Origin of the sequence: Cryobacterium gelidum, from assembly GCF_004403985.1 — a bacterium.
Classification (GTDB): Bacteria; Actinomycetota; Actinomycetes; order Actinomycetales; family Microbacteriaceae; genus Cryobacterium; species Cryobacterium gelidum.
In genome coordinates, this window is record NZ_SOHL01000005.1 from 32,682 (window position 1) to 43,754 (window position 11,073).

Consider the following 11,073-nt stretch of genomic DNA (forward strand, 5'->3'; position numbering starts at 1 on the left):
TCCGAGCCCGGTCCGCAGGGGCCTGGCAACGAAGCAGGGACCGCATCCTCGGATGCGGTCCCTGCTTCGTTGCGGTGCGGAGTGTGTGTGGCGTCCGACGGCGGGCGTGCACCAGCCGCCCGGACGATCAACCGACCATGGGCCCCGGACGCTCTACCGGACCGTAGAAGAGGCGCTCGAATACGGCGCGGGCACGTCGGGTCACGGCGAGGTAGTCGTCTTCGAGTTGGTTGCCAGACCCGGGCGGGTATTCCATCACCCGGGCGATGCCCTCGAGGGCCGCCCGATCGCTGGGCAGCACGTTCGAGGTGTGATTCGTCCACAGTGTGATGGCGGAGCGGGCCCGAGACGCGAAGATCCACGAGCTGCGCAAGACCGCGGCATCCGCTGCCGGTATCAATCCGGCGCTGACGGCCTCGGCCAACGCCGACAGGGTGGACGTCGTGCGTAGCACCGGAATTACCGCGGCATGCTGCAGCTGAAGTAGCTGGACCAGCCATTCCACGTCGCTGAGTGACCCCCTACCCAATTTCAGGTGCCGGTTCGGGTCGGCGCCCTGCGGCAGACGCTCGTTCTCGACCCGAGCCTTGATGCGGCGAACCTCGCGCACGGCCTGCTCGCTGATGGCGGCGGGGTACCGCACCTCGTCGGCGACGGCCTCGAAATCCCGCAGCAACGCCGCGTCGCCAGCCACACCACGACCGCGAAGGAGCGCCTGGGCTTCCCAGGTGAGTGACCAGCGGCGGTAGTACGCCTGATAGGAGTCGAGCGACCGAACGACCGGCCCATTGCTGCCCTCTGGCCGCAAGCCGATGTCCAGATCGAGCGGCAAACGCCCGTCTTCGCTGAGTCGGTTCAGTTCGCGCACAATATAACGAGCACGTTCGTTGGCCGCTTCACCGTCGAGAGTGCCGGCGCGAAACACGTACATGACGTCGGCGTCCGAGCCGAAACCGAGCTCGGCGCCGCCAAACCGGCCCATGCCGATCACACCGAATTCAATCCCGTCACCGCCAGACGCGCCATCGTCCGCCCCGTTGGCACCTCCCTGACGTATCAGGTCTCCCCCGCGAATGGCGGCGATAACGCCCTGGATATAGGTCGCGTTGACATCGGTCAATCCGCGCCCGAGCTGATCGAGATCGATCTGACCGAGCAGCGCGGCGAAAGCCAGTCGCAGCATCTCGCGCCGGCGGGCCGCACCCAAGATGGTTGCGGCGGCGTCCGGGCTTTCATGCCGGCCCAGCACCGCGCGGGCCTCGTCCTGCAGGGCTTTCAGCGGCCGTGGCTGCAGGTCGGCCTCGTCTTCAAGCCAGGCCACTGCTTCCGGGATTTTCTCCAACAGCTCGCCGATGTACCGGCTTCCAGACAATACCCGGGTGAGACGCTCGGCGGCACCCGAGGAGTCGCGCAGCATCCGCAGGAACCAATAGGTCGAACCGAGGTTGTCGCTCAGGCGCCGGAAGGCCAGAAAGCCGTAGTCGGGATCGGCTCCCTGTGAGAGCCATTGCAACAGCACCGGGAGCAGATGCCGCTGAATCGCCGCGCGTCGAGACACTCCACCGGAGAGGGCCGCGATGTGCGCGAGAGCGCCCTTGGTGTTGAGAAAACCGATGGCCGCCAGACGAGCCTCGGCCTGCGCACTCGTCAGGTTGAGGCCTTCCGCCGGAAGCGACGCTACCGCCGAAAGCAGAGGACGGTAGAACAGCCGCTCGTGCAAGCCGCGCACCCTGTGCTTGGTCTCCGACCAGCGAACGGTGAGCCCCGCTGCGCTGGTGGCTAAGCCGCTCGACCGGGCCAACACCCGCAGATTTGCTTCGTCGCGCGGCATCAGGTGGGTGCGGCGCAGCTTGTGCAGCTGCAGCCGATGTTCCATCAGGCGCAGCATGCGATAGTCCTGCGCGAATTCGGTCGCTTCGGCCCGGCCGACATACCCGGCGTTGGCGAGAGCGATCAAGGCGGGGAGGGTGCCGGCCTGGCGCACGTCGGGATCGGCCTGGCCATGGACGAGCTGGAGCAGTTGTACCGTGAACTCGATATCGCGCAGCCCGCCCGGGCCGAGCTTGAGCTGCACATCGACCTCATCGTCTGGAATATTCTCGGTGACCCGCTCCCGCATCCGCTGAACGGATTCGACGAAGTTCTCACGACTGGCGCTGCTCCAGACCTTGGGCATGACGGCGTCGATGTAGCGGGCGCCGAGCTCGCGGTCACCGGCCAGTGTGCGGGCCTTGAGCAGGGCTTGGAACTCCCAACTCTTGGCCCACCGGTCGTAGTAGGCCAGGTGTGATTGGATCGATCGCACGAGCGCGCCACTCTTGCCTTCCGGACGCAGATTCGGATCGACCTCCCACAACTCCGGTTCAATGGCGGATTCGCCCAGGCCACGCATGATCAGTACGGCAAGCCGGGTAGCGATTTCAACGGCGCGCGCGCTGTCCAGGCCAGCAGATTCGTCGCCGTCGGCGACGAAAATGACGTCGACGTCGCTCACATAGTTGAGCTCGCTCGCGCCGGCCTTGCCCATGCCGATAATCGCGAAGCGAGTAGCACGTACCTGTTCGGTCGTAAATACGCCGTGCCCGGCAGTGTCGCCGCTGGACATCGTTCGGGCGACCGCGAGGGCGGCTTCGAGCGCGGCGGTAGCGAGGTCGGACAGTGTGCGGGCGATACCGTCGAGCCCTGCTACGGGGTCGGTTTGTTCGAGGTCGTAGGCCGCGAGCTGTGCCAGGCGTCGGCGATAGCGCACTCGGAGGGCGATCCAGGCCGCATCACCGACCAGAAGGGAGAAGCCGTCGGCCGCGCTGACCGAGTTCAAGAGGTCGTTCACCAGATCGTCGACGCCGGGAAGCACAGCGAGCGGTGTCGCCAGGACCGACAATTCGTGCGGGTGCCGGAGGAAGAATTCGCTGAGCCCGCTGGACGCTCCGAGGACTTTGAGCAGCCGCGTGGCCGAGGCGGGTGTCTGCAGGAGTTCGACCAGTTCAGCGGATCCCTGCCGGAGCAGCGCGACCAGCGCGACGAGGGCGGCATCCGGGCTTGCCGTTGCGGTGAGCAGCGGTAACAGCACGCGCGTATCGGTCAACCGACCGGTCGGCCCGGACGCGCTGTGCGGGATGGCCGCCCCGAGCGTGGCAACCTCGTCGAGCCGGCCACGCACCTCCCCGAGGTCAACGAAACCGACCCGCACAAGTTCGGTCAGGGACAGTTGCAAACGCTCCATCGCGGGCGATCCCTTCGACTGGTCGGGTCTGGTTTTTGGAGCTGTGTGCGTCTGCCGAATCGTCCTCAAACGCGGATGACGCGCTAGAGCATCTCCAGGTTCTTTTCAAGTTCGAACGGGGTGACCTGCGACCGATAGTCACGCCACTCCTGCCGCTTGTTCAGTAGAACGTAGTTGAAGACCTGTTCGCCGAGCGTTTCTGCGACCAGCTCGGACTCTTCCATGAACTGGATCGCATGATCGAGGCTGGCCGGCAGCTGCGTGTAGCCGAGCGCACGGCGTTCGGTGTCGCTGAGGCTCCACACGTTGTCTTCAGCCTCGGGTGGCAATTCGTAGCCCTCATCGATCCCCTTGAGGCCGGCAGCCAGCATGAGCGAATACGCGAGGTAGGGGTTGGCCGCAGAGTCAATGGCGCGGTACTCGACGCGGGCGCTCTGGCCCTTGTTGGGTTTGTAGAGCGGCACGCGCACCAGAGCTGAACGGTTGTTGTGACCCCAGCAGACGAAGCTCGGGGCCTCGTCGCCGCCCCACAGCCGCTTGTACGAGTTCACAAACTGGTTGGTCACGGCCGTGATCTCGGGGGCGTGTTTAAGCAACCCGGCGATGAACTGGCGGCCGATCTTGGAGAGCTGGTATTTAGCACCGGGCTCATAGAACGCGTTTGCGTCACCCTCAAACAGCGACATGTGCGTGTGCATGCCGGAACCGGGGTGCTCCGACATGGGCTTGGGCATAAACGTCGCATAGACGCCCTGCTCGATCGCGACTTCCTTGACAACGGTACGGAAGGTCATGATGTTGTCGGCGGTGGTGAGCGCGTCGGCATAGCGCAGGTCGATTTCGTTCTGGCCGGGACCCGCCTCGTGGTGGCTGAATTCCACGGAAATTCCGAGGTCTTCGAGCATGCGCACGGAGCGACGACGGAAGTCATGGGCGGTTCCGCCGGGAACGTTGTCGAAGTAGCCGGCCGAGTCGACCGGAGTCGGACCGTTCTTGCCATACTTCGACGACTTGAGCAGATAGAACTCCACCTCGGGGTGGGTGTAGAACGTGAAGCCGCGGTCGGCCGCTTTGGCCAGGGTGCGCTTGAGCACGTTGCGAGGGTCGGCGACGGCGGGCTGGCCGTCGGGTGTGGTGATGTCGCAGAACATGCGGGCGGTGGGATCGACTTCCCCGCGCCAGGGCAGAATCTGGAACGTGGTGGGATCCGGGTGAGCCAGGACATCCGCTTCAAAGGAGCGGGTGAGGCCCTCGATGGCGGAACCGTCGAAGCCGAGGCCTTCGTTGAACGCGCCCTCGACCTCGGCGGGTGCAATGGCCACCGATTTGAGGGTGCCGACGACATCGGTGAACCAGAGCCGAATGAACTTGATTCCTCGCTCCTCGATGGTCCGAAGAACGAAGTCGCGCTGCTTGTCCATTCACGCTCTTTCTGATTGCTCCAACACGTACCTACCTGGGTAACTACTGTCTAGGGTACTGGCTTCAAGCACGAGTGCTTGCCTGACTACACTTGTCGCATGCCAAAGTTGACAGCACCCGAGCCGGACCGCGCGGTTTCTCCCCCTGATGCTGCGGGGCAGTATCCCTTCAATACGGCGGCCGGGCCCAAGCGGGTGCGTACCCGCCACTTTCAGACTGCCAAGTCGCAGGGCATCCCGATTACGGGCCTGACCAGCTACGACATGCTGACCGCCCAGATCTTCGACGAAGCAGGGATCGATTTTCTGCTGGTGGGCGATTCGGCTGGCAACAACGTGTTCGGGTATGAGACGACCCTCCCGGTCACCGTCGACGAGCTCATCCCACTGTCGCGTGCCGTTGCTCGCGCGGTCAACCGGGCACTCGTCGTCGCCGACATGCCGTTCGGTTCGTACGAGAGCGGGCCGGATCAAGCCCTGGCGACCGCCGTGCGCTTCATGAAGGAAGCCCAGGTACACGCCGTCAAGCTCGAGGGCGGCCAGCGCAGCCACAAGCAGATCAGGCGCATCGTCTCGGCCGGCATCCCTGTGATGGGGCATGTGGGATTCACTCCGCAAAGCGAACACGGTTTGGGGGGCCACATCATTCAGGGGCGGGGGGAAGCCGCCGAGGAACTCCTCGCGGACGCTCTTGCCGTGCAGGACGCCGGGGCGTTTGCCGTCGTGCTGGAGATGGTGCCGGCGAGCGTCGCCGCACGCGTGACGGAACAACTGGCGATCCCGACCATCGGGGTCGGGGCGGGGCCATCCGTTGATGGACAGCTGCTGGTGTGGACGGACTTTGCCGGTATGACGAGCGGGCGGGTGCCCAAGTTCGTGCGTCAGTACGCCGACGTGCGGGCGGTGCTGGCGGATGCTGTGCAGCGGTTCACCGCGGACGTCAAGTCCGGCGCCTACCCTGCTCCCGAGCACAGCTACGAGTAGCTCCTGCCGCGGGCTAGGCCGGAATCAGCGGGCGTCGCGCGCGTCGTCTTCAGACCACTTGGCGCTGTTCGCGCGCAACTTGTCGAGAGCATGGGCGGCCTCGTCACGCGTTGCGAACGGCCCCACCCGATCCAGCGACGTCGATTGAAGTCCCTGCTCCACTTCGCCGGTGCGCATGTTGTACCAGAATGCGTGTTCTTTGTCCTCGGCCATAAGCTTGATCCTATGCCTAAGGATTCAACTGGTCACCTCATCCCGGGAACGGTGTCATCGACGCGTTTCGTTCCGTCACACATCGTTCGCCCGGAGTATGTGGGCAAGAAGGGCCCGAGCACCTTTACCGGCTCGGACGTCTACTCGAGCGAGAAGATCGATCTCATACGGGAGTCCGGTCGCATCGCTGCCGAGGCCATTGCCGCTGTGGGACGGGCAATTGTTCCCGGCGTCACAACCGAGGAGCTGGACCAGATCGGTCACGACTACCTCGTGGCCAACGACGCCTACCCCTCCACACTCGGTTACCGCGGCTACCCCAAGTCGTTGTGCAGTTCGGTGAATGAGGTCATCTGCCACGGAATCCCCGACAATACGGTGCTCGACAATGGTGACATCGTCAACATCGACATCACGGCGTACAAGCACGGTGTGCACGGCGACACCAACGTGACGTTCATCGTCGGCGACGCCAGCGCGGAGGTGACACTGCTGGTCGAACGAACCCGGGAGGCGCTCACCCGGGGTATCAAAGCTGTCGCCCCCGGTCGTGAGGTCAACGTCATCGGACGCGCCATCGAGTCCTATGCCAAACGGTTCGATTACGGTGTCGTGCGCGACTACACCGGCCACGGTGTCGGCGAGGCTTTTCACTCCGGTCTCATCATTCCGCACTACGACGCGCCACAGTACAACACGGTCATGGAGGTCGGGATGGTCTTCACTATCGAGCCGATGCTCACCCTCGGAACGAGCGATTGGGATATCTGGAGCGATGACTGGACGGTGCTCACCCGTGACCGCAGCGTGACCGCGCAGTTTGAACACACCCTCGTGGTGACCGAGCGCGGCGCCGAGATCCTGACCCTGGCCTGACAGACTTTGTCTTACGGATAGGGTCAAGTCATGACTGCAACGACGGCAATCGGCATCGACATCGGCGGCACGGGAATCAAAGGAGCGGTGGTCGACCTGTCGACCGGCGCGCTCCTCTCCGAACGGGTGAAGCTGCCCACGCCCAAGGGCGGTCGGCCGCAGGACATTGTCGAGACCACCCGCACCCTGCTCGACACCGTCTCGAAGGACGTCGGCGAGCTGCCGGTCGGCGTCTGCTTTCCCGCCGTCGTGAAGAACGGACACACCATGTCGGCGGCGAACGTATCGTCGAAGTGGATTGGCCTGGCCGCCGAAGCCCTCTTTGAAAAGGCTCTCAATCTGCCGATTCACTTCGTCAACGACGCGGATGCCGCCGGTTACGCGGAATCACAATTCGGTGCGGCCAGGGGCGTAGCCGGCGTCGTCCTGCTGACCACCCTCGGCACCGGCATCGGCTCGGCGCTGCTCAACGACGGCGTCCTGGTGCCCAACACAGAACTGGGACACCTCGAGATTGACGGCCAGGATTACGAGACTCGCGCGGCCTACTCCGCCAAGGAGCGTGAGGACCTCAGCTGGGAAAAGTGGGCCACACGCCTGCAGAAATATTACTCGACGCTGGAACGGCTCTTCTCCCCCGATCTGTTCATCGTTGGCGGCGGTGTATCCAAGCACCACGAGAACTTTCTGCCCCTGCTCAATCTGAGGACGCGGATCATCCCCGCGGTGCATCGCAATAACGCCGGAATTCTCGGCGCAGCGGCTTTAGCAGCCCGGTTCCCCGGCTGATTCAAACGCCCCGGCCCGGCTGGCCCGGTGTGCGGTGTGCGGTGTGCGGTGTCAAGGGCATTACGGGGTGGAATGGGCCAGCTAGTACGCCGGGTTCTGTCCAGGTGTTTGCACACCGTCGACGGCCATCTATCTCGTGACTACGTTGCCGCAGCCCTCTAGCGGTCTACCCGAAAGCTCGGCGAGCCGCCTCAACGCTTTCTGTCTGACCTTGCTCCGGACGAGGTTTACCAAGCCGACCAGGTCACCCTGGCCTCTGGTGGTCTCTTACACCACCGTTTCACCCTTACCACCAGCCGGGCCCGAAGGCTCGACGTCGTGGCGGTCTACTTTCTGTGGCACTGTCTCGCGGGTTGCCCCGGGTGGGTGTTACCCACCATCCTGCTCTGTGGAGCCCGGACGTTCCTCGGCATCCGCTTGGCCCGAAGATCAAACGAATGACGCGACCGTCTTGCCGACCCATTCCGAAGGATGAGTCTACAGGGCGGGCGAGACAGCGCTGAACCCGGGTTAGATTCCCGACTCTTCGGTGCGCACCAGTACGGCGCCACAGTCGGGGCAGAAGATGACGTCGTCGGTCGGCGCCTGGCGGGCATCAGCGAGGTCGCTGCCGGTCAGGGTCATCGTGCATCCGCTGCAGGTACGAGCCCGAAGCAGGGCTGCGGCGTTGCCGTGGCCAGTGATGCGCAGGCGCTCGTACAGTGTCGCGAGGTCTTCGGGGATGGTTGCGGCCACGGTGGCACGGTCTCGAACGAGTTCGTCGAGCTGACGCGTGAGGTCTACCAGCACCTCGTCGCGCGCGGACTCGGTCGATTTCACTCGGTCGACGATGGCATCACGTTCCTTTTCCACTACGGCGACGGCCGCTTCGTGCTCTTCCTGACGCTCCAAAACAGCGATCTCGATCTCTTCGAGATCAAACAGGCGTTTCTTGAGCGAGGCGATTTCTGAGTCCAGAGCCTGGATGTCCTTAATCGAGGAGGTGTGCTGCAGACGGTCTGTATCGCGGGCGATGCGCTTCTCGACGACCTCGACGTCGCTCTCAATGCGTCCCAATTCGGTGCGCACATCGTCGAGTTCGCCCGACCGACCGAGCAGCTTCATGCGGCTGGCTTCCGCCTCACGATTGAGCGAGGCCAGCTCGGTGTGCTGAACGAGCGACTTGGACTGGTGGTTGAGCTGAAGAACCTTGATGTCGAGGGCCTGAAGCCGCAGAAGTTCCTTCTGCTGGAGTGGTGATGCCTTCACGATGTCCTGACCTAACGCTGGAAGTGAGATGGAGTGCGGGAAAATGGGTGTCTCGGATATCAGTGCACGACCGCGAAGTCCCACGGGTCGGTATTCAGCTCGCTCACTGTGACCATCATTCCCGGCAGCGCCTCACGCAACTGCGCCGCGGCCGGTTCCAGCCAGAGCCATTCGCTGGCCCAGTGCGACACATCCATGAGCGCGGGACCGCCCGAACAGAGCGCCTGCTCGCGAGCCTCGGAGGCCGGGTGATGGCGCAGGTCGGAGGTGATGAAGACATCCGCCATGCGTACCTTGGGCTGACGCAACAACGAGTCGCCCGCGCCGCCGCAGAGGGCGACAGTGGTGACCGGTGTGGAGTAGTCGCCGGCGACACGCACTCCCGACGCCGTCGCCGGCAATAATGCCAGCAGGGTATGCGCGAGATGTCCGAGGGTCGTCGAGTGTGCAAGTCGACCGACACGGCCGATGCCGGTGCCGGGCGCGGCGCTGTTGGTGATGGGGGCTGTATCGAGCAGACCAAGTCGGGTGGCGATAATGTCGGACACCCCATCAGCAACGACGTCAGCGTTGGTATGCGCGGCCAGCAGCGCGCATTCGGCCCGGATCAGCCGACTGAGAAGCGCCCCCTTGTAGCGATCTTCGGCAACGCTCGTGATGCCGCGAAGGAGAAGGGGATGATGCGTCAGGAGCAGGTCGGATCCGCTCGCGATCGCCTCGTCGACGGTGAGGGCGACGGCGTCGACAGCAAGGTGGATAGTGCGAATCGGCTGCGACGGATCGCCACTAATCAGGCCCGGACTGTCCCAGTCCTCGGCACCGTCCAGGGGCCACAGGGTGTGGGCGACGCGGGTAACGTCTGCTAGCGAGAATGGCACTCGATCAGCCTACCGGGAGACCGGCGACGGTACTTCGCCGGACACGGTGCAACCCGATGCCCGGCGCCCGGCAGTAAATGTGTCAGAAATCGTAGTCGTCGAGCAGCACGGTGGCCGACTCTTCCCTGGTCCAGGCCGCGGGGATCATGGCACCGGTTTGGGCTTTGCGGTGCAGAAAATCCGTGGTTTCCGGTTCGATCAGTTCCGGCGACAGGCTCTCGGCGGTCACACTCATCAGCTGGCTCGCCGACCCGATCAAAAACTGAGCGCGCAGGAGGCACCCCTTGTCACCCATCACGGGGATGTCCACGACATCTACTTGGCGACGATTGCAGAGTGCCTCGGCGTAGAGCAATACTGCATCAGCGAGATCGCTGCCGGTCACTACGGAACCGCCCGGGTAAAATATTCGTTTCATGGTCGCCCCTCCAAAGCTCACGGAAATTTCACGTGCGTCCAGGGTCCGGGGTCGCCGTAGCAGTATATGCCGGGTCTACCCCAAAGCAATGGAATCTCGGCAATCTCGCATGTTGAACCGATGCGACCGACGGAAGCCGCCGACCCGTCTGATTCAGGCGACGGAGCGAACTCAATGTGGGCCCTACCGGGCTCGAACCGATGACATCCACGGTGTAAAGGTCCGGTCGCACACAAATTCAATGAGGATCCGCAAGAACACGGGCTCTCGAGAGACTGCGCATTTGCGGTACCTTGCCCGACAATCCGGGATTGTGGCGAATCCTGCTGCTGGAAAACCAACGCCTCAACAACTCAAAACACCCAGCAGATTTGTTCTGCCGGTACACAACACTAGCCGAGCATTACGAGCTCGGCGGCACCGAACACCGGCGGTGCCGCTGGTCGTGACCCGGGGCTCCCGCGGACCGAGGGCGTCAGGCCCTCATGAGGCCACAGAATGCAAGAGTCCATAGGACTTTCCCCCACGGGTTCTGGTCGCGCTCTCGGCCGTCCTGCTGTCCGTTGACCCACGCTTTCGATTAACAAACGTCCGGCAGAAATGCGGTGAGTTCCGAGTCACACTCGAACCCGCCGACAGCGTGACAGCCCGCGCCCCCGCAACCCGCGAAGCTGTGTCCCGAGCACAGACGCGCTCTCCAACCACCTGTGAGCGCTGCGGCCGCACCCCGGGCACGATTGATTGGTCACAGGAGTGGATCGAAACCCTGTGCCGCTGGCACCACGAGTCCCGGCGCACGTATAACCCCGAGGTCTAACGCCCGCGCCGGTTCAGGGCATCCAGCCGCACGCACGGCAGCGAGCACACATCGTCGACCGGAAGCCACGCTCGAACAAAACGAAGCGCCTGCACGATGCGCGTCGGATCGTAGAGAATCACCCGCCATGGTCCCTCGCCGTCCATAGCTGACCTCCAAAAGTGTCCCCATTGCGCTCGATGCACACGGCCCGCGGCGAGGGGGTG

10 protein-coding genes and 1 other RNA gene are annotated in these 11,073 nt (G+C 63.9%); 3 read left to right on the forward strand and 8 right to left on the reverse strand.

What is annotated here, in order from left to right; genetic code table 11:
* Nucleotides 1-127: 127 nt before the first annotated feature.
* The gene (locus E3T50_RS03255) at nt 128-3,223 is read right to left on the reverse strand and encodes a bifunctional [glutamine synthetase] adenylyltransferase/[glutamine synthetase]-adenylyl-L-tyrosine phosphorylase (protein ID WP_134550569.1); all 3,096 of its coding nucleotides are present in this window, start codon (nt 3,221-3,223) and stop codon (nt 128-130) included.
* Between the two features lie 83 nt (nt 3,224-3,306).
* Nucleotides 3,307-4,644, reverse strand: coding sequence for a glutamine synthetase family protein (locus E3T50_RS03260; protein WP_134458281.1), 1,338 nt, complete (start codon nt 4,642-4,644; stop codon nt 3,307-3,309).
* 99 nt (nt 4,645-4,743) lie between these two features.
* On the opposite strand from E3T50_RS03260, the gene panB reads away from it, so the two are divergent.
* On the forward strand, nt 4,744-5,628 hold the full coding sequence (gene panB / locus E3T50_RS03265; protein WP_134550570.1) for a 3-methyl-2-oxobutanoate hydroxymethyltransferase: 885 nt from the start codon (nt 4,744-4,746) through the stop codon (nt 5,626-5,628).
* A 24-nt stretch (nt 5,629-5,652) separates the two neighbouring features.
* Here the strand turns inward: panB and E3T50_RS03270 are convergent, their stop codons facing one another.
* The gene (locus tag E3T50_RS03270) at nt 5,653-5,841 is read right to left on the reverse strand and encodes an SPOR domain-containing protein (protein ID WP_134550571.1); all 189 of its coding nucleotides are present in this window, start codon (nt 5,839-5,841) and stop codon (nt 5,653-5,655) included.
* Between the two features lie 12 nt (nt 5,842-5,853).
* On the opposite strand from E3T50_RS03270, the gene map reads away from it, so the two are divergent.
* Together map and ppgK are read left to right on the forward strand one after the other, a co-directional pair.
* Complete coding sequence (gene map, locus E3T50_RS03275; protein ID WP_134550572.1) at nt 5,854-6,717, forward strand: type I methionyl aminopeptidase; 864 nt, start codon at nt 5,854-5,856, stop codon at nt 6,715-6,717.
* A gap of 30 nt (nt 6,718-6,747) precedes the next feature.
* Nucleotides 6,748-7,506 (forward strand): polyphosphate--glucose phosphotransferase, encoded by a 759-nt coding sequence (gene ppgK / locus E3T50_RS03280; RefSeq protein WP_134550573.1) that lies wholly within the window; start codon nt 6,748-6,750, stop codon nt 7,504-7,506.
* Between the two features lie 69 nt (nt 7,507-7,575).
* Here ppgK and rnpB read toward each other — a convergent pair.
* The 5 genes from rnpB to E3T50_RS16110 all read right to left on the reverse strand — a co-directional run bounded on the left by rnpB (nt 7,576) and on the right by E3T50_RS16110 (nt 11,013).
* Nucleotides 7,576-7,968, reverse strand: an RNA gene (gene rnpB / locus E3T50_RS03285) — RNase P RNA component class A.
* A gap of 48 nt (nt 7,969-8,016) precedes the next feature.
* Nucleotides 8,017-8,754: a zinc ribbon domain-containing protein gene (locus E3T50_RS03290; protein WP_134550574.1), complete on the reverse strand. Its 738-nt coding sequence runs from the start codon at nt 8,752-8,754 to the stop codon at nt 8,017-8,019.
* Nucleotides 8,755-8,813: 59 nt separating this feature from the next.
* Nucleotides 8,814-9,632, reverse strand: a complete 819-nt coding sequence (locus E3T50_RS03295) for a Nif3-like dinuclear metal center hexameric protein (RefSeq protein WP_134550575.1) — start codon at nt 9,630-9,632, stop codon at nt 8,814-8,816.
* Between the two features lie 82 nt (nt 9,633-9,714).
* Nucleotides 9,715-10,050 carry a hypothetical protein gene (locus tag E3T50_RS03300; protein WP_134550576.1) on the reverse strand — a complete coding sequence of 112 codons (336 nt, stop codon included), beginning with the start codon at nt 10,048-10,050 and terminating at the stop codon, nt 9,715-9,717.
* A gap of 813 nt (nt 10,051-10,863) precedes the next feature.
* Complete coding sequence (locus tag E3T50_RS16110) at nt 10,864-11,013, reverse strand: hypothetical protein (RefSeq protein ID WP_158251892.1); 150 nt, start codon at nt 11,011-11,013, stop codon at nt 10,864-10,866.
* Between the last annotated feature and the right edge of the window lie 60 nt (nt 11,014-11,073).